23 protein-coding genes, 3 tRNA genes, 1 other RNA gene and 1 pseudogene are annotated in these 19,952 nt (G+C 59.7%); 14 read left to right on the top strand and 14 right to left on the bottom strand.

Annotated features, from left to right (window positions below; genetic code table 11):
• Nucleotides 1-94 precede the first annotated feature (94 nt).
• A tRNA-Ser gene (locus tag Q7L55_02250) sits at nt 95-184 on the bottom strand.
• 56 nt (nt 185-240) lie between these two features.
• A tRNA-Ser gene (locus Q7L55_02245) sits at nt 241-325 on the bottom strand.
• Between the two features lie 58 nt (nt 326-383).
• On the opposite strand from Q7L55_02245, the gene ffs reads away from it, so the two are divergent.
• The 3 genes from ffs to recR all read left to right on the top strand — a co-directional run bounded on the left by ffs (nt 384) and on the right by recR (nt 2,985).
• An RNA gene (gene ffs, locus Q7L55_02240) (signal recognition particle sRNA small type) lies at nt 384-480 on the top strand.
• Between the two features lie 28 nt (nt 481-508).
• Nucleotides 509-2,392, top strand: coding sequence for a DNA polymerase III subunit gamma and tau (locus Q7L55_02235; GenBank protein MDO8731380.1), 1,884 nt, complete (start codon nt 509-511; stop codon nt 2,390-2,392).
• A complete protein-coding gene (gene recR / locus Q7L55_02230) occupies nt 2,392-2,985 on the top strand; it encodes a recombination mediator RecR (protein MDO8731379.1) in 594 nt (197 codons plus the stop codon). The genes Q7L55_02235 and recR overlap by 1 nt, the downstream gene beginning before the upstream one ends.
• Before the next feature lie 12 nt (nt 2,986-2,997).
• Here recR and Q7L55_02225 read toward each other — a convergent pair whose 3' ends face one another.
• A complete protein-coding gene (locus tag Q7L55_02225) occupies nt 2,998-4,464 on the bottom strand; it encodes a serine protease (GenBank protein ID MDO8731378.1) in 1,467 nt (488 codons plus the stop codon).
• Between the two features lie 30 nt (nt 4,465-4,494).
• Between Q7L55_02225 and Q7L55_02220 the strand changes: the two are divergent.
• The 3 genes and pseudogenes from Q7L55_02220 (at nt 4,495) to Q7L55_02210 (ending at nt 7,259) form a co-directional block, all read left to right on the top strand.
• Nucleotides 4,495-4,701 (top strand): annotated as a pseudogene (locus Q7L55_02220) (MerR family transcriptional regulator).
• A gap of 231 nt (nt 4,702-4,932) precedes the next feature.
• Nucleotides 4,933-6,219, top strand: coding sequence for an aspartate kinase (locus Q7L55_02215; GenBank protein MDO8731377.1), 1,287 nt, complete (start codon nt 4,933-4,935; stop codon nt 6,217-6,219).
• On the top strand, nt 6,216-7,259 hold the full coding sequence (locus tag Q7L55_02210; protein MDO8731376.1) for an aspartate-semialdehyde dehydrogenase: 1,044 nt from the start codon (nt 6,216-6,218) through the stop codon (nt 7,257-7,259). Before Q7L55_02215 ends, Q7L55_02210 begins: the two co-directional genes overlap by 4 nt.
• 18 nt (nt 7,260-7,277) lie before the next feature.
• Here the strand turns inward: Q7L55_02210 and Q7L55_02205 are convergent, their stop codons facing one another.
• The 6 genes from Q7L55_02205 to Q7L55_02180 form a co-directional block, all read right to left on the bottom strand.
• The gene (locus Q7L55_02205; GenBank protein ID MDO8731375.1) at nt 7,278-7,730 is read right to left on the bottom strand and encodes a YdeI/OmpD-associated family protein; all 453 of its coding nucleotides are present in this window, start codon (nt 7,728-7,730) and stop codon (nt 7,278-7,280) included.
• A gap of 123 nt (nt 7,731-7,853) precedes the next feature.
• A complete protein-coding gene (locus tag Q7L55_02200; GenBank protein ID MDO8731374.1) occupies nt 7,854-8,003 on the bottom strand; it encodes a hypothetical protein in 150 nt (49 codons plus the stop codon).
• 21 nt (nt 8,004-8,024) lie between these two features.
• Entirely contained in the window at nt 8,025-8,711 is a 687-nt protein-coding gene (locus Q7L55_02195; protein MDO8731373.1) for a DNA alkylation repair protein, read from the bottom strand.
• Nucleotides 8,689-9,468: a sulfotransferase family protein gene (locus tag Q7L55_02190; protein ID MDO8731372.1), complete on the bottom strand. Its 780-nt coding sequence runs from the start codon at nt 9,466-9,468 to the stop codon at nt 8,689-8,691. The genes Q7L55_02195 and Q7L55_02190 overlap by 23 nt, the downstream gene beginning before the upstream one ends.
• A gap of 58 nt (nt 9,469-9,526) precedes the next feature.
• Nucleotides 9,527-9,600: transfer RNA gene (locus tag Q7L55_02185), tRNA-Pro, on the bottom strand.
• A 15-nt stretch (nt 9,601-9,615) separates the two neighbouring features.
• Complete coding sequence (locus Q7L55_02180; protein MDO8731371.1) at nt 9,616-10,539, bottom strand: metallophosphoesterase; 924 nt, start codon at nt 10,537-10,539, stop codon at nt 9,616-9,618.
• A gap of 61 nt (nt 10,540-10,600) precedes the next feature.
• On the opposite strand from Q7L55_02180, the gene Q7L55_02175 reads away from it, so the two are divergent.
• Together Q7L55_02175 and Q7L55_02170 are read left to right on the top strand one after the other, a co-directional pair.
• Nucleotides 10,601-11,068, top strand: coding sequence for a GatB/YqeY domain-containing protein (locus tag Q7L55_02175; GenBank protein MDO8731370.1), 468 nt, complete (start codon nt 10,601-10,603; stop codon nt 11,066-11,068).
• Nucleotides 11,069-11,235: 167 nt separating this feature from the next.
• Nucleotides 11,236-11,541, top strand: coding sequence for a WhiB family transcriptional regulator (locus Q7L55_02170; GenBank protein MDO8731369.1), 306 nt, complete (start codon nt 11,236-11,238; stop codon nt 11,539-11,541).
• Here the strand turns inward: Q7L55_02170 and Q7L55_02165 are convergent.
• Nucleotides 11,538-12,698, bottom strand: coding sequence for an ArsA-related P-loop ATPase (locus Q7L55_02165; protein MDO8731368.1), 1,161 nt, complete (start codon nt 12,696-12,698; stop codon nt 11,538-11,540). The genes Q7L55_02170 and Q7L55_02165 overlap by 4 nt on opposite strands.
• The gene (locus tag Q7L55_02160) at nt 12,695-13,678 is read right to left on the bottom strand and encodes an ArsA-related P-loop ATPase (GenBank protein MDO8731367.1); all 984 of its coding nucleotides are present in this window, start codon (nt 13,676-13,678) and stop codon (nt 12,695-12,697) included. Before Q7L55_02160 ends, Q7L55_02165 begins: the two co-directional genes overlap by 4 nt.
• 61 nt (nt 13,679-13,739) lie before the next feature.
• Here Q7L55_02160 and Q7L55_02155 point away from each other — a divergent pair, with 61 nt between their 5' ends.
• Genes Q7L55_02155 through Q7L55_02140 form a run of 4 tightly spaced genes read left to right on the top strand, consistent with a single transcriptional unit; the run spans nt 13,740 to nt 16,015 of the window.
• Entirely contained in the window at nt 13,740-13,901 is a 162-nt protein-coding gene (locus Q7L55_02155) for a hypothetical protein (protein MDO8731366.1), read from the top strand.
• Nucleotide 13,902: 1 nt separating this feature from the next.
• On the top strand, nt 13,903-14,367 hold the full coding sequence (locus tag Q7L55_02150; protein ID MDO8731365.1) for a RidA family protein: 465 nt from the start codon (nt 13,903-13,905) through the stop codon (nt 14,365-14,367).
• Complete coding sequence (locus Q7L55_02145) at nt 14,364-15,134, top strand: NUDIX hydrolase (GenBank protein ID MDO8731364.1); 771 nt, start codon at nt 14,364-14,366, stop codon at nt 15,132-15,134. The genes Q7L55_02150 and Q7L55_02145 overlap by 4 nt, the downstream gene beginning before the upstream one ends.
• Nucleotides 15,131-16,015: an MBL fold metallo-hydrolase gene (locus Q7L55_02140; protein ID MDO8731363.1), complete on the top strand. Its 885-nt coding sequence runs from the start codon at nt 15,131-15,133 to the stop codon at nt 16,013-16,015. Before Q7L55_02145 ends, Q7L55_02140 begins: the two co-directional genes overlap by 4 nt.
• On the opposite strand, the gene Q7L55_02135 is transcribed toward Q7L55_02140, so the two are convergent.
• Nucleotides 15,974-16,633, bottom strand: a complete 660-nt coding sequence (locus Q7L55_02135) for a Crp/Fnr family transcriptional regulator (GenBank protein MDO8731362.1) — start codon at nt 16,631-16,633, stop codon at nt 15,974-15,976. The two genes, Q7L55_02140 and Q7L55_02135, sit on opposite strands and share 42 nt — an antisense overlap.
• Before the next feature lie 87 nt (nt 16,634-16,720).
• On the opposite strand from Q7L55_02135, the gene nth reads away from it, so the two are divergent.
• Nucleotides 16,721-17,416 (top strand): endonuclease III, encoded by a 696-nt coding sequence (gene nth / locus Q7L55_02130; GenBank protein MDO8731361.1) that lies wholly within the window; start codon nt 16,721-16,723, stop codon nt 17,414-17,416.
• A complete protein-coding gene (locus tag Q7L55_02125; protein ID MDO8731360.1) occupies nt 17,416-18,606 on the top strand; it encodes a MarP family serine protease in 1,191 nt (396 codons plus the stop codon). Before nth ends, Q7L55_02125 begins: the two co-directional genes overlap by 1 nt.
• Nucleotides 18,607-18,609: 3 nt before the next feature.
• On the opposite strand, the gene Q7L55_02120 is transcribed toward Q7L55_02125, so the two are convergent.
• The gene (locus Q7L55_02120) at nt 18,610-19,533 is read right to left on the bottom strand and encodes an alpha/beta hydrolase (GenBank protein ID MDO8731359.1); all 924 of its coding nucleotides are present in this window, start codon (nt 19,531-19,533) and stop codon (nt 18,610-18,612) included.
• Nucleotides 19,534-19,535: 2 nt separating this feature from the next.
• Nucleotides 19,536-19,931: a phage holin family protein gene (locus Q7L55_02115; GenBank protein MDO8731358.1), complete on the bottom strand. Its 396-nt coding sequence runs from the start codon at nt 19,929-19,931 to the stop codon at nt 19,536-19,538.
• Between the last annotated feature and the right edge of the window lie 21 nt (nt 19,932-19,952).

The raw sequence follows: 19,952 nt of genomic DNA, 5'->3' as shown, positions 1-19,952 counted from the left end.
CCTTCGTCGACCGGTTTAGTTAGGTAAGGCGAGCCTAACCTAGACGGCGAATGCAGTTCTGTCCAACCTTAGGCTCCGGCGAGCCGAAAACATATGGCGGTGGCGGTGGGATTTGAACCCACGGTGAGGTTACCCCCACACACGCTTTCGAGGCGTGCTCCTTTGGCCGCTCGGACACGCCACCGCGGACGAGGGTACAAGCACAAAAGAGGGCACAGAAACGTGCCCTCTTCGTCGCGGCGGAGGATAGGGGATTTGAACCCCTGAGGGGTTTCCCCCAACCCGCTTTCCAAGCGAGCGCCATAGGCCACTAGGCGAATCCTCCGCGGGCGAGCGTACTCACCACCAGGTTCGCCGAAGCCGTTGGCTGCCTCTACAGTTGGGGCGACCCCTCGTGCGGCGGTATCCCGCTTAACTCCCCCAGGGCCGGAAGGCAGCAAGGGCAGGCAGGCTCTATCGGGTGTGCGAGGGGTCCCTTCTTTGGCACATTAGGGTGGCCAGCGTGTCCATGGCCTTGTACCGCACCTACCGCCCGGCCAGTCTGGACGAGGTCGTTGGCCAAGAGCATGTGACCGGTCCTTTGCGCCGCGCACTTGAGCACAATCGCACCCATCACGCCTACTTATTTGCTGGTCCTCGCGGCTGTGGCAAGACGTCGACAGCTCGGATCATGGCCCGCTCCTTGAACTGCGAGCAAGGTCCCACTCCTGATCCGTGCGGGGTTTGCAACAGTTGCCTGGATCTGGCTCCCAATGGTCCGGGATCAATCGATGTCATCGAACTCGATGCGGCAAGCCACGGTGGCGTTGAGGACACCCGCGATCTGCGTGAGCGCGCGATGTTCGCGCCAGTCTCCTCCCGCTACAAGGTCTACATCATTGATGAGGCCCACATGGTTACGTCTGCTGGCTTCAACGCACTCCTGAAACTCGTTGAGGAGCCGCCACCGCATGTGCGATTCATCTTTGCCACCACTGAGGTCGACAAGGTGTTGCCGACCATTCGCTCGCGCACGCACAACTACACCTTTCGCTTGGTCTCAACGCGCGAACTGCAGACGCATCTGGCAAAGATCTGCGAAGCCGAAGGTGTGGCCGCTGATGTGAATGCACTCGCACTCATTGCACGCGCTGGTGCGGGAAGTGTTCGCGACAGTCTGTCAATCCTCGGACAGGTCATTGCGGGTGCAGGCGATGAAGGTGTTACCTACGCGGACACCGTGATGCAACTCGGCATGACCGACATGACGCTGCTGGATGAAACGGTCGATGCACTGATCGCTCGCGATGGGGCACGGTTATTCGGCGTGATAGAACGAGTGATGGACGCAGGCCATGAGCCGCGCAGATTCGTCAGCGATCTCCTTGAACGCCTGCGCGATCTGATTGTGCTTCAGCATGTTCCCGATGCGGCGGAAACCGCCTTGATTGATGGGCCTGATCAGCAGATCGCTCGCGAGATCGAGCAGTCGAAGATCATTGGCCCGACTGAGCTTTCCCGTGCTGCTGATGTCGTGAACGAAGCGCTGAGCGAGTTGAAAGGTGCCACTGCACCGCGACTTCAGCTTGAATTGATGTGCGCCCGGCTGCTGCTGCCTGCGATCGATGCCGACGAACGAGGCCTTGCAACGCGACTTGATCAGCTTGAGCGTCGCCTCGCGAGCGCTCCTGCCGACGCGGCTGCGGTGCACATCAAAGAATCAACTGCGCCAAGCGGACTTCCTGCCGCACGCCGACTTTCAGATGTTGCTCCTTCGACAGCTGATGTCATCGAGACTGAAGTCGAAGTACATACGAAGCCCGCACCAGATGTTGTCGCGTCGCCTGAACCAAATGCAGCAGCACTCGAAACACCGGTTGCAGCGCAAGCTCCTTCGCCTGCCGCGAAGGCTCCGCGAAGCGTGCCCAAGCCGACAGCCGCGGCAGCAGCGAAGCCCGCTGCGCCGGTGCAAGCGCAAACAGCGGATTCGGCAAGCGATCTACCTCCCATCGCTGACTTCGCCACGATGTGGCCAGCGGTGCTCGACGCAACAAAGTCCTATTCGCGGGTTGCCTGGATGCTCTTCAGCGCCTCGCAGCCGCTTACCATCAGCGATGGCACTCTGGCGATCGGCGTGACGAATGCTGGTCAGGTCAACAACGCGCGAGCCAGCGGCCACGATGAAAGGATGCGTCAGGCGATTCTTGATGTCATGAAAGTCGATGTCCGCATCGACGTCGTGCTTGATCCCAAGGCGATTGCGCCAACAGTCAAGGGTGCTGCGACTTCTCCGGCACAGAGCGCGGAGCCTGATAGCCCGAGCATGGATGATGAGAATCAGGCAGAGGAAACCGGCGTTGATCTGGCCATCCGCGCCCTGGGTGCCACGCAAATCGGGGAGATCGAGCACTGATGTACGAGGGCATCATTCAAGATCTCATCGACGAGCTCGGTCGCCTTCCCGGGGTCGGGCCCAAGAGTGCTCAACGCATTGCCTTTCATATCTTGGCCGCGGAACCAACTGACGTATACCGGCTGGCTGATGCCTTGCGCGAGGTCAAAGACAAGGTGCGCTTCTGCTCGATATGCGGCAATGTCGCTGAAGAGTCAGAATGCCGTATCTGCCGCGATCCGCGTCGTGATCACACCGCGCTGTGTGTGGTCGAGGAGCCCAAGGATGTGGTCGCAATTGAGAAGACCCGCGAATTCAAGGGTCGCTACCACGTCCTAGGTGGTGCGATCAGTCCGATCGACGGAGTCGGTCCCGATGATCTGCGTATCCGCGAGTTGATGATTCGGCTCGCAGATGGCGCGATCACCGAAGTCATCTTGGCTACCGATCCGAACCTCGAAGGCGAAGCCACCGCTACCTATCTGGCGCGACTCATTGCTCCGATTGGTGTTGCTGTTTCACGGCTGGCCAGTGGTTTGCCCGTCGGCGGCGATCTTGAGTACGCAGACGAAGTAACTCTCGGTCGGGCATTCGAAGGCCGCCGCCGCGTCTAGTTCGGAACTGCATTACTTCACGCTCACCGGCACAGCCAGGGAGGAGCCTGTCCCCACTTGTGTGGTGGCCGACGAAGCACACTTGTAGGAGCCGCGCGGCAAGCCGCTCACCCATGCGTCGCCTCCAACACCTGCCACCTCTACCTCGCCTGTGTGCACCGCACCAGTCGAGGACAGACAGTCCACCACCCACTTTGACACCGCGGATCCATTTCCTGTTGCGGCTGAAACGCGGAAGTAGACCTCATGTGCGTCCACTTGGACGGCCCGCACGACGATTCCCGGATCAGGTACGGCAGCCGGAGATGCCGTGATCGGTGGCGACACCGCTGAGTTTCCGCCGATAGTGCCAGCCAGGGCCGCCACTTTGTAGACGGCGCCGTTGCTGAGACCGTCAACACGGCATTGGAGAGTCGCTAACGGAGCGACACAGTTGAACACTCGTCCCGACGCTGAATTGATGACCGACGCTGTTGCGCCCGTCATCGGAAGGGAGACCGAGCCAGCGGAAAAGGTGAGCAGAAGAGCAGTGTTGAGCGGGGTAGCAACGACCACCGGAGACCCAGTAGGTGGGCCGACAGGTGGGATCGCGCCATGTGAAAGCAGAAAGTCGTAGGTCGCTGACACTCGCGTGTAGACCCCTGAAGTACCAGTCGCGCAGTCAGCACCCCAAGAGACGATCCCGACCAAGCGTGCGGCGGTGCCTGATCCGCCGACGAGCGGTCCACCGGAATCGCCTTGACAGGTGTCCACCTGCACGCCAGCCGAGACTCCGGCAGCGCAGAGCATCACCGCAGGGTCGACGTCCGCACGAGTCCAGCCTTCGAATCTCACGCCCGACAGCATGTAGTCGCGCCCGTTTCCGCAGTTGGAAAGGGGAAAGACCACCATCGCTGCCTGGCGAAGCAAGGGCGGGTACTTGTCTGTAGTTGCCGAGGTGCTTCCCCATCCGGCTGTTGTCACGTGGGCACCACTCAAGGTCAGCGCCGGCGCATCGACCGGGGACACTGCCAGGAGCGGTGGCACATCAGTGACAGGCGTCGCGAGAGTCAGCACGGCGATGTCGGCCGCTGAATCGTTCACCAAGTAGGCGGGATTCGCTGCCACGGCTGAGAGACGCACTAAGCGCATCGGCTGGTTGAGGTCAAAGCCAAAGCCGACGACCAACTCCTTGGGGCTCGAGGCCGTATGAGCCCCGTCTTCCACGACGCAGTGCGCGGCCGTCACGACCGTGGTGGGTGAGGTCAAAGTCCCCGCACAGAATTGAGAGTCATAGGCCGGCCGGCCGGTAAGGACATCAGCACTCAGCAGCGCGACGAGGAATCTGAAGTCGTCAGTAGCCGGAACTCCGTGGATGATTCTCGGTTGACGAGCGATATCCATCGGCGCGGCCGACGCCACTGCAACCGACGCTATTCCGACCGATGCCATGGCGCAGCAGACGAGCCCGACCGTGAAGTGCACGAGACGACTTGGCATCTGCACCTTACAAAGACTCGACATGGTGGCTTGCGAATCTACTCGTGGGAGAACGGGGAAGCCACAGGCTTGACCTTGACCTTGCGGCACTACGACGCAATTGGACTGCTCAAGCCCGTGGGCACATCAATGAATGGCTATCGCTCGTACGCTGACGCCGAATTGCTCCGGTTACAGCAGATCCTTGCGTTCAAAGAGTTGGGTCTTGCGCTCGCCGACATTGGCGCGATCTTGGATTCCAGCGTTGATCCGGAATCTGACGAAGCCCAAGCCAACGCCGAGTATCTGCTTGGGCTAGGCGAGCTCTATGTGGCCGATGAACGATTCGCAGCGAACTATGGTGGCAAGCACGGAGCTGAGTTCGTCTCGACGACCCTGCGCCACTACGTCGATGCCAGCATTCGGAGCGATCAAGGCTGAAATCACCAAGGCCAAAAGGTCACGCGCGCGAAGGTAGACTTTCCCATCGTGTCCTTGATCGTTCAGAAATTCGGCGGTTCGAGCGTTGCTGATGCATCAGGCATCAAGCGCGTGGCTCGTCGCATCGTGCATGCAAAACGGGCCGGCAACGACGTCGTCGTTGTGGTCTCAGCGATGGGCGACACCACGGATGAATTGCTTGCGCTTGCGAATCAGGTCTCTGACGGCCCTCCTGGCCGCGAGCTCGACATGCTGCTGACCGCCGGAGAGCGGATTTCGATGGCTCTCTTGGCCATGGCCATCGCTGATCTTGGAGCCGATGCTCGTTCGTACACCGGCTCGCAGGCTGGCCTGATCACTGACGCCGCTCATGGGTCCGCTCGCATCGTTGGTGTGACCCCAGGCAGGATTCAGGAGGCCATCGCTGACGGGGCCATCCCCATTGTCGCCGGTTTCCAGGGTGTCTCCCAGTCAACCAAGGACGTCACCACTCTTGGCCGCGGTGGTTCTGACACCACGGCTGTGGCTCTCGCCGTCGCCCTGAATGCCTCCGTCTGCGAGATCTATACCGACGTCGACGGAGTGTTCAGCGCCGATCCGCGCATCGTGCCGGCCGCGCGCAAGGTGCCATTCATTACCTACGAGGAAATGCTCGAGTTGGCTGCCGTTGGCGCCAAGGTGCTGCATGTGCGATGTGTGGAGTATGCGCGCCGCGGCAACCTCCCCATTCATGTCCGCTCCTCCTTTTCGACCCATGAAGGCACCTACGTGCTTTCCCCAGAAGCCATCGCGACCGCTATTGCAGAAGGAAGAGCCATGGAACAGCCGATCATTTCCGGAGCCGCCGCCGACGTGAACGACGCGAAGATCACGGTGATCGGTGTGCCGGATAAGCCTGGCGAGGCCGCAGTGATCTTCCGCGCGCTCGCTGACGCAAGTATCAACGTCGACATGATCGTGCAGAACGTCTCTGCTGCAGCCACTGGCCGTACCGATGTGACCTTCACTTGCGCGCAGGGTTCTTCAGTGACGGCGAAGAAAGCTTTGGAAGCACAGCGAGCCTCGATTGGTTACGAGGAATTGCTGGTTGACGATCAGATCGCCAAGGTCTCACTCGTGGGTGCAGGCATGCGTTCGAACCCAGGAGTTTCGGCGACTTTCTTCTCCGCGCTGGCTGATGCGAATATCAACGTGCAGATGATTTCGACTTCTGAAATCCGCATTTCAGTTGTCACGAGCGTTGCCGATGCCAGCCGTGCAGTGCAGGCATTGCACACCGCCTTTGGCCTTGATGTCGACGGCGAAGCTGTTGTGTATGGCGGGACCGGAAGATGAGTCGCGGTCTGCACGTCGCCGTGGTCGGAGCTACCGGCCAGGTGGGCACTGTCATGCGTCGGCTGTTGGAAGAACGCGAATTTCCGATCGAGCGCATTCGATATATGGCCTCTGCTCGTTCAGCGGGCAGCACCCTGCCGTGGCGCGGCCAGGACATCGTCATCGAAGATGCCGAGACGGCTGATCTCAGTGGCATTGACATTGCACTGTTCTCGGCAGGTGGATCAACTTCAAAGGCCCTCGCCCCAAAGTTTGCAGCGGCCGGCGCAGTCGTGATCGACAACTCCTCTGCTTGGCGGATGGATCCCGATGTGCCGTTGGTCGTCAGCGAAGTCAATCCGCAGGCAATCAAGGAGATGCGCAAGGGGATCATCGCCAACCCGAACTGCACCACGATGGCTGCAATGCCAATGCTGCAAGCCCTCCATGCGGCTGCGGGCCTGCATCGTCTCGTGATCAGCACTTACCAAGCAGTTTCTGGCAGCGGGCTTACTGGTGTTGAAGAGCTTGCCTCGCAAGTGCGGGCCGCTGTCGACCAGGACTTTGAAGGCTTGACCCACGATGGTGGAGCTGTGAAGTTCCCGGATCCGCAGAAATACGTTGCGCCTATTGCCTTTGACGTCATTCCGTTCGCCGGAAACTTGGTGGCCGACGGGTCACTTGAGACCGATGAAGAACAGAAGCTGCGCAATGAGAGCCGCAAGATTCTGGGCATCCCTGAGTTGCTCGTTTCCGGAACCTGCGTGCGCGTCCCAGTGTTCACCGGCCACTCATTGTCGATCAATGCTGAGTTCGATCGCGCGATCACTGTTGACGAAGCAACCAGTGTGCTCAGCCATGCCCCTGGCGTGGAACTCGTAGACGTTCCTACTCCTTTGAAAGCAGCAGGCACGGATCCGTCATTGGTTGGGCGCATACGCCAGGATCAATCCGTTGCCGATGATCATGGTCTGGTGTTATTCGTGAGCAATGACAATCTACGCAAGGGAGCCGCATTGAATGCGGTCCAGGTTGCAGAGTTGGTCGCGGCTGATCTCTAGTCGCTCTCTGCGGCTCTGCTAGCGCACTTTCTTTTGCGCTTCCAGTGACTCGATGCTCTTCAGCACTCGAGCTGTTCGAGTCCCTTCCTTCTTTGCGTCCTCGACCCAGCGCACGTACTCACGCTGATTGGTGAAGGACAGTGTCGTGAAGAAGTCTTTCGCCATCTTGTTCTTCTGCAGTGCCTTGGCGAGATCGTCCGGCACTTCCACCTCGCGTGGTTCTGCGTCGACCTTCAGGCCAATAGTGATGCGCTCTCCAGCCTTGACGCCTGCTGCCTCCCGATTCTCGGCACTGACAGGAATCATGTAGCGACCGTTGTACGGCGCGATGGTCGTGCGGTAGGAGTGCTTATTGATCGTCACCACTACGGGAACCCGCTTGCCTGCATTGAGGGATTCGACCACCTCGGCTGGCACGGTGATCCCGGTCGCAGTCTTGCCGGCAAGTTCAAGTTCTGCTTGGAAGTTCATGGCTGAATCCAAGCACTTTTCCGCCACGGAAGAGCCGGGCGGGAGATCGACGGGGGAGACAACCTCCCGCCCTCGTATTGAACAATATGTTGTAAGCGGCCGAAAGCAGAGATGTTTACTTCACTATTTCTCTGGCTTCAGCAATACATCAACGGACTCTCCCGAATCGGGATCGTCGTAGGTGAAGGTGATGTTCTGACCCTTGCGCTTGAAGTTGCGAGCCCCCGGATACTCAGCGGTTATGGCAGCAACGTAGGCCGCAGGAAGTTCCATTGGGCAAGGGTAGATGAATGCTCAGAGTGCGCGATCAATGCCGCGCTGAGCCTCGCGGCGGGCAACTGGTGCGATATTGGGATGCTCGTTCACGAAAGCTTGAACTTCACTGGGCCAGTAGGCGCTCGCATCGCGTAGCGCCCAACCAATTGCCTTAGCAATCCAGAACTCGCGATCAGTGACGTGCACCTCGCACATCGCGAACAGCAGTTCCAGATCAGTGTCCTGCTTATTGCCGCGCTGGTGTTGGATCGCAGCCCTGGCAAGCCAGATATCTGAGGACTCCAACCATTGCCACATGGTGGAGACAAGTTCAGGGTAGGTGTTGACCAGGGGCGTGATGATTGAGGATCCCAGGCTATCCACGGTGTCCCACCAGGGCTTGGTGCTCACCAGATGCCTGACTGGATCTTCGAGAAATTCAGCAGAAAGGGCCCCGCGATGCCAATCGAAGGCGTCAGTTGCCGCGTACTGGAACTCGCGCGCTGGCAGTTCCCACATCGCTTGTACGAATTGCGCGAGCTCGAACTCGTTGAGCGCTGGCAATGACTTCCAAGCCGCCTTGAGAGCAACTCGGCGTGCTGGGGTGCGAATGCCCAGGTAGGGAGCAACATCCTTCATGTAGCGAGTCATGCCCGCGGCGTATTCCACATTTGCCAGCGGAAGCAACGCCTGCTTCGTCGCCTTAACCCAGACTCGGTGTGTCATATCCGAAAGCTGCGTAGTCGCCGGCATAAGCCTTGGACACTTTGTCGAGTAATTCAGACGTGTAGTGCTCGTTCATGTGTGATGCAGCGTTGGTCGCCTTGCGACAGAAGAACTCTTCCTTCAGATCAGGGGTGTCAGTGAGCTTGCCGAGTTGATCCCAAGACTGTTCAAGCTGCTCTAGATGAATCAGCGCATTGAATTTGATCAAGTCGAAGCCGATCTGATCCGTCTGGCGTCGCCAGTGTGGGTCCTGTTGCCGCGAGGGCAGTGTGGTCACGACATCGATGAAGTCAGCAAAGGTGATGTCCTTCGGCTCTGCTGGAGCCCGACCCTGTTCCTTGAGAATTTCAAAGATCGGCTCGCTCTGCTGCAGACCTTGGGTGATTTTCTCCAGCCATCCCGATAGCAATCGCGATGCGGGTTCGCGCACCACGGCAAAGCGCTGAAATTTGCGGCTCGTCAGTACTTCTTCGAGTTCGGCCGGAGGTATTTGATAGGGCTTCACGAAGGGGGTTGCCAGTTTGCGGTTGTGCGGGTTGCCTTGAATTTGCTCTACCAAGGAGTCGCTGAAACGCGAGGCTTCCAAACCACCCAGAGTCGATTTCATGGTGCCGCAGCCGGCTTTGGGCACCTCGAAATAGACGTACTTGTTGACCAGCGAAATATGGGTGTGCAAATTGATCGAGCGCCAGCCCATCGACTGCACGAAACGACCCGTCACCTTGCCCAGGTCATTGGGTGAGGGACGACGGTTCATATCGTCGGCCTCCTCTTGAATATCGGGGGCCGACTCCGCGTCGGCCCCCGATTCAGTGTCGGGGTGGCGGGATTCGAACCCACGACCTCTTCGTCCCGAACGAAGCACGCTACCAAGCTGCGCCACACCCCGAAGAACGAGCGGAGTCTAACGGAGCGCGGACGACCAAGGGGCGGTCAGGGTGAGCAAGGTTGCCTCAGGTCGACAGGCAAATCGGAACGGTGCGTAAGGCGAACAGCCGCATCCGGCGGACACATGCAGCGGCGCGCTCTTCAGTAGGCCGTCGGCGTCTTGGAACGTATAGGTCGATAGTCCGCGAGCTGCCTTGCGATCCAGATCGCAGTTGGTGACGATGGCTCCATATCCCGGTATGCGTAATTGACCGCCATGCGTGTGACCGGCGAGAACGAGGTCAGCGCCGTCACCGACAAATCCATTGAGCACTCGCGTGTAGGGCGCATGAACAACACCGATTGAGAGATCTGCAGCGGGATCAAAAGGCCCGGCCACCTCCTCGTATCGATCGCGACTGATGTGGGGGTCATCAACGCCACGAAGTTCGAGCGCGCGGCCATCGGCCTTCACGGTGGCCGATTGATTTGTGAGGTTATGCCAGCCCATGTCCGTGAGTCCGTCAATGAGGTCCTGCCAAGGCAGCATTGGTCGCCGTGGTTCGCGTTGGGTCGGCTTCTTGAAGTAGAGGAATGGGTTCAGCAGTCGCGGTGCGAAGTAATCGTTGCTGCCCAGTACGAATGCTCCTGGCAGATCCAGCAGCGGATCCAGGCTGTCGAGCACATGCGGGATGGCATCGACATCGGCTAGAAAATCGCCGGTGACCACGACGAGATCGGGCTCGAGATCACGCAAGGACCGCAACCACAGATGCTTCTTGGTCTGGCCAGGCACGAAGTGCATGTCCGACAGATGCAAAATTCGAAGGTCTGGTTGCCCAAGAGGGAGCACGGTTGCTTCGACTCGGCGAACTGTGAAGTTCTGCGTTTCCCAATAGGCATAGCCCAAGCCAGCAGCGCCCAACGCTGCTGTGCCGATCACCGCCTTGCCAATGCCCATGGGTCGATGGTGACACCCCAAGGCCATTCCCAGCAATTGCGCGGTAGGCAACAATGCCAACATGACCGCACTCAAAGCCCAGTTGCAGGCGAATCTCACTATTGCCATGAAGGCAAGGGATCAACTGACCGCCTCCACCCTGCGGATGGCGCTGACCGCCGTCACCAATGAGGAGGTCTCCGGCAAGCAGGCTCGGGTGCTGAGTGACGACGAGGTGTTGACGGTGCTGGGCAAGGAGGCCAAGAAGCGCCGTGAGGCGGTTGAGGCCTACGGCGCGGCGCAGCGTCCCGATCTGGCTGCAAAGGAGCGCGATGAGCTCGGTGTGCTCGAGGCCTATCTGCCCGAGGGGCTCAGCGCAGACGAGGTGCAGGCCATCATCGATACCGCCGTTGCACAGGCCGCTGGCGATGGATTGACCGGTGGCGCGGCGATGGGAGCGGTGATGAAGTTGGTGCAACCCCAGGTCAAAGGCCGGGCTGATGGCGGCGCGGTGGCGGCAGGGGTGAAGGCAGCCCTCGGGCTTGGCTGAGCCAGGCTGATTCCTCCACTTAGCTCTACCGAATAGCTCTTTATAGCTATAAATAAATAGTCCTTATGAACCTATTCTTGGTCTCGTCATCTGCGTAACGTCACCGCCATACCTGAGAGCCCGATCGCTACAAATCAGATGATCAACGAGCAAAAGGGGTTCGACTTATGACCTTCGACACCGACTGGGCAGCACAAGCAGCATGCCGGACAGCAGATCCAGACACATTGTTCGTGCAAGGTGCAGCTCAGAATCGAGCGAAGGCCATTTGCTCCGGATGCATTGTTCGCACCGAATGTCTCGCCGACGCCCTGGATAACCGCGTTGAGTTCGGCGTATGGGGCGGGATGACCGAGCGTGAGCGTCGCGCCCTGCTGCGTCGCCGACCCAATGTTGCCTCCTGGCGTCTGCTCCTGCAGAACGCAAGTGAGGATTTCGCTCGCCAGACGCCGCTTGCGGCGCGCGTCTCTTAATACGCAGCGAGCAATTCGCCGATCTGGCGAAGCCCTTCGAGGTCGTGTACGTCCTGCGCCAATTCCGGAACGGTTGTGATCGGTACCTGCGCGTGCGCTGATGTAAATCTTGCAGCAAGCAATTGCTGACGTTGCATCGTTGCCGCGCGATCCGCATGCAATCGCAGGAGCGATGCCACTAGTCGGCTGCTCGCATCGCCCTCAGACAAACCCTCTGCGGCCGCCAGTGCCTGTTCACGTGACACCTTGGGCAGGCTGAGTTCTTGAACGCGATTGAGCACCAGACCTGCCAACGGCATTGCATCGGCGTGCAGTCGCTCGACGAAATACGAGGCTTCTCGCAAGGCGTCGGCTTCCGGCGCGGCAACCACGACGAACGAAGTCCCCGAATCCTTCAATAGCGCATACGTGGAGTCGGCACGTTCGCGGAAGCCACCGAAGGTCGTATCGATTGCGGCAACGAAAGAACCGACGTCGTTGAGCACTTGAGAGCCGAGAATTTTCGACAGCACACTGGTGAAGAAACCGAATCCGACTGACGCGAGTCTTCCCAGCCCCTTGCCCGCTCCGCGTGCCGGTGCTGACAGCACTCGGATGAATCGTCCGTCCAGAAATGAGCCTAAACGTGCTGGGGCATCAAGGAAATCCAGTGCGGTGCGCGAAGGTGGAGTGTCGACGACGATCAGATCCCAACTTCGATCCGCTTGTGCTTGCGCATGCAGTTGCCCAAGCTTTTCCATCGCCATGTACTCCTGAGTGCCGGCGAATGAAGAGGACAAGGATTGATAGAACGGGTTCTCCAGGATGGCTTGCGCGCGCTCAGCGTCAGCGTGCCTCTCGACAACATCGTCGAAGGTCCGCTTCATGTCCAACATCATCGCGTCCAGACTTCCGCCCGCTGTGGTGTCGACGCCCTCAACTGGTCGAGGGGTGTTGTCCAATTCGGCGATACCCATCGCCTGCGCAAGCCTGCGTGCTGGATCAATCGTGAGTACGCAGACCTTGCGGCCACTTTCGGCTGCGCGTAATGCGATCGCTGCGGCAGTCGTGGTCTTTCCGACTCCCCCAGATCCGGTGCAAACAATGATGTGCACTCTGGGGTCGCGAAGGAGCGCATCGAGATCCAGCACTGGTGCGGCCGGAACGAAGGCACTCATTGGATGCCCTCTTCAAACATGGTTTCGGCCAAGGCGTACAGCTCACCTAGCGCAACGCCTTGGGCAAGGTAGGGGAGCGTGAAGACTGGAAGTTCGAGTTCGACGATGCGCTCCTGTTCGCGGGCCTCCAGATCTGTTCGGCGGACATGGTCAAGTGCCTCTTGCATGAGACCGGATGCGATCTCACTAGCCGGTTGGCGAATGCCGGCGGCAACTGCGAGTTCACCGATCTTGGCTTTGGGCAAAGTGCCCTTGCGCACGCGAGCGCTTTGGCGTTCATCGAGTAACGGAGTTCTCATCATGTTGACGAACACCGCGCCAACGGGCAGCTTCGCCGCCCGAAGTTCGGCGATGCCGTCGATGGTCTCCTGAACTGGCATCTCTTCCAGCAGAGTCACGAGATGCACGGCCGTCTGTGGTGAGCCGATGACTCCCATCACCATCTCGGCGTGACGATGTATTGGTCCGGTCTTGGCCAGTGCCGACACCTGCGAGGTGACGTTGAGGAATTGCGCGATTCGGCCGGTAGGCGGGGCGTCGATCACGACATGGTCGTAGGCATTGGACGCGCGCTTGGTCTTGCGTCGAACGACCTCGCAAGCCTTGCCAGTGAGCAGCACGTCGCGCAGGCCCGGAGCCAGGGTGGTGGCAAAATCGATCGCCCCCATCTTGCGCATCGCCGAACCAGCTCGACCAAGGTTGTAGAAACTCGCGAGGTAATCGACCAAGGCCTCGTCGGCATCCACGGCAAGGGCCCACACCTCACCGTCTCCCGGTGCGATGGCAATCCGACGTTCTTGATAAGGCAGGGGCGCAGTGTCGAAGAGCTGGGCGATGCCCTGACGGCCCTCGACCTCCATCAGCAAGGTGCGCTTGCCGTTGCGCGCCAGACACATGGCCAGCGCAGCTGCCACGGTGGTCTTGCCCGCGCCACCCTTGCCTGACACGACATGCAGCGCCGTGCCAGACCAGTTGACCATCCGGCCAGCGTAATCCGAGACGGCAGTCGCCCACCTCCTCGATGCGGCTAGGGTCTGGAGCATGACCAAATGGGAGTACGTCACTGTGCCGCTTCTCGTTCACGCGACCAAGCAGATCCTCGACAACTGGGGCCTTGATGGCTGGGAACTTGTGCAGGTAGTGCCCGGTCCCAACACCGATCAGTTGGTCGCCTATCTCAAGCGTCCGATTGCTGCAGCCTGAGATGACGGTCGAGAGTCGCCTCGCCGAAATCGGCTTGACTGTCCCGGAGATCGCTGCGCCAGTGGCCTCATATGTGCCAGCCGTGCGTAGTGGGAATCTGGTGTTCACCTCGGGGCAGTTGCCAATGCTCAATGGCGAAATCCCGATGACTGGCAAGGTTGGCGCCGAAGTCACCCCTGACGAAGCCGCCGAGCTCGCAAAGATCTGTGCCCTCAATGCGATTGCTGCGGTAAAGGGTCTGATTGGTGATCTCGAAATGGTCGTCCGCGTGGTCAAGGTGACGGGTTTTGTTGCCAGCGCTCCCGGCTTCACGTCACAGCCCATCGTTGTCAATGGAGCAAGTGCCGTCCTCGGACAGGCCTTCGGCGATGCGGGCGTTCATGCTCGCTCGTCACTTGGAGTCGCTTCGCTGCCGCTGGACGCACCTGTCGAGGTCGAGCTCATTGTTGAGGTTCTTGGCTCGTGAGTGATCTTCCCGATGCCGCCCTTGAGCGTGCTCGAGAACTCGCCACCGGAAAGGCAAATTGGGAACCCGTGACACCGCGCTCGGCCGCCACGGTGCTGTTGCTGCGTGAGACCGATGCTGGTCTGCAGACCTACATGATGAAGCGGGCACGCACGATGGCCTTTGCGGCCAGCGCCTACGTGTTCCCTGGTGGTCGCCTGGATCCTGAGGATCTTGACCAAGGTGCCTTGCTTCCTGACGAGGCCTTTGACTTCCCTGCCCTGGCTGCACGATTGAGCACCGATGAGCGCGAGGCCCGCGGATTGCTGGTCTGCGCCGCCCGGGAACTCCAAGAGGAAGCGGGAGTCGTCGTCGATCCACGCTCACTCGTAGTGATCGACCACTGGGTGACACCGGAGTGGGAGAAGCTGCGTTACGACGTTCGCTTCTTCGTCGCCTATCTGCCCGATGGCGAAGATCCGCAACCGCGAGGCACTGAAGCCGTTGAAGCGAGGTGGTTGGCACCGTCGGAAGCCATTCGTGAAGCCGACGCCGGAGAAATTCTGCTGATGGCACCAACGCGTGCTGCTCTTGAGCATTTGCTCGAGCATTCGCAGATCGCCAATCTCATTGAGGCTGCGCATGCCCGCGAAATCGTCCCGCGCATGGATCGATTGCATGTGCATGAGGATGGTTCAACAAGTTTCGCGATCGTGCACGATCGCACCGGAGAGATTCTGACCAGCAATCGTCCGGCGCCACCACCAGAGACAAGCAGGCCAGCATGAGTGGTCGTCCACTGCCGTTCCTTGGCTCGCGCGCTTCTTGGGAGGGCGGGTCAGTCACTGATAGTGCAGTCTGCGTCCTTGCCCACAATCCGAATGTGATGACTCTGGACGGCACCAACACTTGGCTGCTGCATGTACCTGGCTCGCGCAAGTGCATCGTGATTGATCCAGGTCCTGATGAGAAGGGCCACTTCGAAGCGATCTTGGCTGCGGCTGAACTGCGTGATGCACAGATCGGTGCAGTGCTGCTCACCCATCGCCATTTGGATCATTCAGCAGGCGCGAAATCGCTTGCGGAACGAACAAAGACCTACGTGCGCTCGGCCGATCCAGAATTCCGACTTGGTGCCGAAGGTCTTGAGACTGGCGATGTCATCCTCGTTGATCAAACTGAATTACGCGTGGTCTCCACACCAGGGCATTCCAGTGACAGCGTGAGTTTTCTGATGTCGCATGACAATACGATGCTCACCGGCGACACAGTGCTGGGCCGTGGTACTGCCGTGATCTCCGCGCCAGATGGCAATGTCGCTGCCTATCTCGACAGTCTGCTGCGCATGCGCGAAGCCGTTGCCGAGAACGAGGTTGGCATGCTCTTGCCCGGTCACGGCCCGGCGTTGAATGCTCCTGACGACATTCTCAATGGCTACTACGAACACAGAGTCGCTCGGCTTGAACAGGTTCGCGTTGCGACGACCACTGGGCTGCGCACCTCTGATGAGGTGCTTGACGAGGTGTACTCCAGCACTCCGGAGAAACTCCGCACGGCCGCTCTGCAATCAGTGAAAGCTCAGTTATTGCACTTGCAGAGTCTGGGTCAGTTCACCACTGACGAAGATCTAACGAGCCCGCCGACCAAGCCGCTCGACGTCGAGGATTAGCACCTGACGAGACTCAAGGCGTAACCAACCGCGTTGAGCAAAATCAGCGAGCGCCTTGTTCACGGTTTCGCGCGAGGCACCCACGAGTTGCGCAAGCTCTTCTTGGGTCATGTCGTGAGTGACCATCAAGCCCTCGGGTGTGATGGTGCCGAACTTCTCGCCGAGATCCATCAGCGCTTTGGCAACACGACCGGGTACATCGGAGAAGACGAGATCTGCCATTGCCTCGTTGGTACGACGCAAGCGTCGTGCGAGAGCCTGCAGTAGTGCTGTGGCAACCTCGGGGCGCCCGGCAAGCCATGGACCAAGCTGATCATGGCCGAGACCAAGGACCACAGCATCTGTGAGCGCAGTGGCCGTGGAGGTGCGCTGGCCCGGATCAAACAAGCTGAGTTCACCGAACATCTCAGCGGGCCCGAGCACTGCAAGAAGTGACTCGCGACCATCGACGGAGGTCTGACCGAGCTTGACCTTGCCATCGACGATGACGTACATCCGGTCGCCGAGCTCACCCTCGGCAAAGAGGACTTCTCCCTTGACGACGGTGCGTTCCACGAGTGAGGCACGCAGAGCCGTTGCACCCTCAATATCAAGCGCTGCGAACAGCGGGGCACTCATCACGGTTTTGTCCACCCGCACATTCTGACGCATCGCCCGCCGACCCGGTACACGGCTGGCCAGGAACCGGACGCATACGCTGTCTGGGTGGTGGAGCTGGCAACACAAAAGCGGCGATTTCGTGCTGTTTTCCGTGCCCTTGAGGAGCAATACCCCGATGTGAGGTGTGAATTGGATTTCACGAGCCCACTGGAATTGCTCGCAGCTACTGTGCTGAGTGCCCAGTGCACCGATGTCCGGGTCAACAAGGTGACCCCTGCACTGTTTGCACGGTATTGCTCGGCAGCCGATTTTGCAGCAGCGGATCGAGTTGAAATTGAGGGAATCATCCGCTCAACGGGATTCTTCAGAACCAAGGCGGCAACCTTGCAAGCGCTGGGGCAACAACTCGAAGAGCGTTTCGATGGTGAGGTCCCCAGAACTCTGAAGGAACTTGTCACGCTGCCCGGAGTGGGTCGCAAGACGGCGAATGTGGTGCTCGGGGAAGGTTTTGGTCTACCCGGAATCACCGTTGACACTCACTTGGGACGAATCGCTCGACGGCTTGGATGGACGACCCACGCGGATCCGGTGAAGGTCGAGCGCGACCTGATGGTGCTGTGGCCCAAGAAGGACTGGACCAAGGCCTCGCAGTTGGTGATCTGGCATGGTCGACGTCGCTGTCACGCCATTCGCCCAGCCTGTGGGGCCTGCACCCTTGCCCGCTGGTGCCCTTCATACGGCGAAGGGCCAACTGATCCCAAGATCGCTGCCAAACTCGTGCGCACTGCGGGACGTGGCTAGTGACTCTGGTCGACTGGGTGCTCATCGGTGCAGTCGTCGTCTTTGCCTGGGCTGGATGGCGTCAGGGCTTTGTTGCCGGGATGCTTTCCTTTGCTGGCTTCCTTGGCGGCGGCCTGCTTGCGGCATTCCTGCTGCCAGAAGTGATCTCTGCACGGGTCAGCGAAGGCGTGATGCGTGCCGTCATCCTGATGGGCGCAATCCTGCTTTCCGCACTGCTGGGGCAGGCTTTGACTTCCATATTCGGCCGTTGGCTGCGCGATGCCATCACCTGGCAACCAGCAAGGCTGGTCGACAACATCCTTGGCGCTGCGCTCAATGTGCTTGCGCTCGCAGTGATGATCTGGATCTTGGCGAGCGCCATTGCGATGCTGCCGCGAACTGAGGCGACATCAATGATTCAGCAGTCCAAGGTGGTCACCACCTTGGATGCGATCGTTCCGGATCAGGTGCGTGATGCCTTCATTCACCTGCGTGATGCGGTTGGCGAGGGTGCGCTGCCGCGAGTCTTCTCAACATTGGCTGAAATTGTCGGCCCCGAAGTCTCTGCGCCCGATGACTCACTCGTGAAATCACCGGTCATTCAGCAGTCATCGAGTTCCGTTGCTCGCGTTGTTGGTCTAGCACCGGAGTGCAGAACCAGTCTTTCTGGCTCAGGTTTCTTTGTCGGCGAAGGCTTCGTCCTGACCAATGCCCACGTCGTTGCTGGAGTCACTGAACCTGAAGTGCAAGTGGGTGGGCAGCGATGGCCGGCATCGGTTGTCTACTTCGATCCGAAACTCGATGTGGCAGCCCTGCGTATCGACGCGATCTCCGTGCCCGCATTGGCTTTGCGCACGGCTCCACCTGAATCCGGTTCTGACGCGGTTGCGATTGGCTATCCCGGTGGTGGCGACTTGCAGATACTGCCAGCGCGGATCCGGACACTCGTCAATGCCCGCGGCGATGACATCTATGGCAAGTCCGGAGTGCAACGACAGGTGATCACCTTCAGGGGCAATGTGATCCCTGGAGATTCGGGCGGTCCTCTTCTGGCCCCGGACGGCGCCGTGCTCGGCATGGTGTTTGGTTCTGGCATTGGCGATGCAAGCACGGGCTTCGCCATAGCCTCTAGTGAACTGAAGCCAGCAATCGTGTCTGGCAGCAAGGCGCGGGAAGCCGTGAACACCGGCAGTTGTGTCGTGCGCGAGTAGTACTCAACTCTCGAGTGCCCGATGGCCCGGCAGCGTCGGAAGCCAAGTCAGCAAAAGCTTGTTCACTGCTTCTGGAATTTCCTCGTGCGGGAAATGACCGCTGGGGAGTTCATGCCATTCATAGGTGTTCGTGCACCAGGCATCGCTTCCCCGACTCGTGCGCGCCAGGCACATCGGATCGTGAGCACCTTGGATATGCAGTACCGGGCAAGCGACTGGCTGGTTCATTGCTGAGTAGAAGCGTCGGCCATCTGCTCTAGGAAGCGAGCGGATGGCCCAGCGGTGATACTCGATTGAGGTGTGCGCAGTCGGCCAGCGACTGAACGCAGCGCGATAGACCTCGGATTGCTCGTCAACCCATGAGTCATCCGCCGACCATTTGCGCATCAGCTTCTCGATGCGAGCACCGTTGTGCTTGGCCAACTTGCGCTCTGGTAGCAAGGGGATTTGAAAACCCACTGCGTACATCAGCTGCTTCCATTGTCGGTGTTTCAGCACATTGCCGCGCAAGCTTCGAGGATGCGGCATTGCAATCGGGACGATGGCCTCAACGACTTCGGGATGCATCACTGACATCGCCCACGCAACCAGGCCACCCCAGCCGTGTCCGACGATGACCGCCCGCTCCTCACCCAAGCTGCGCGTCAGCCCGGCAATATCGGCAGCCAGAGTAAATGGGTCATAGCCGTGCGGCGGGTGGTCGGAACCGCCGTAGCCGCGCATGTCCACGGCGATGGCCCGGTAGCCAACAGCTGACAGCGCAGTGAGTTGCTGACGCCAAGTCCACCAGAAGGTTGGAAAGCCGTGCAGGAGAATTACGGCTGGGCCTTCACCCATCTCAACTACGTGAAATCGCGCGCCATTGGCAAAGACATCACGATGCTGCCAAGGTCCGGGCGCGCGGATGACGCGCTCAGCGAGCGCCACCTTTAGGAAGGTGTATCTGTTGGCGCGAACGCCTCTGAAGTTCTTGCCAGTTCACGAATCGCGAGTGCTGGCCCCTTGATCTTGCTTGCCTGATTTCTAGCGAGCAGCGCTGCGAGCACGGTGACGGCGAGCAACAACAGCGTGACAATGCCGAAGGCAGCCCAAGTCTGCAGGCCCAGTTGCACCAGGACGTAGACGATCGTGAAGAGCAGGAAGAGGAATACCAAGGGCGCCGAAATCAGGGCGACCAGCCCGAGGATGGTGGCGCTGGTCATTGCATTGCGCGAGGCCTTCATCTCTGCCTGCGCTAGAGCAAGTTGAGCCTTCGCGAGGCGCTTGGCATCACCTACGGTTTTGGTGACCAGATCCATGATGCTGGGTTGGGGACTGTCAGGCATGAGTTGAGGCTACCGGTCCTC

The organism is Actinomycetota bacterium (assembly GCA_030650795.1).
Lineage (GTDB): Bacteria > Actinomycetota > Actinomycetes > S36-B12 > S36-B12 > UBA11398.
The sequence above is the reverse complement of the archived record's forward strand: the minus strand, read 5'-3'. Positions and strand labels throughout refer to the sequence as shown.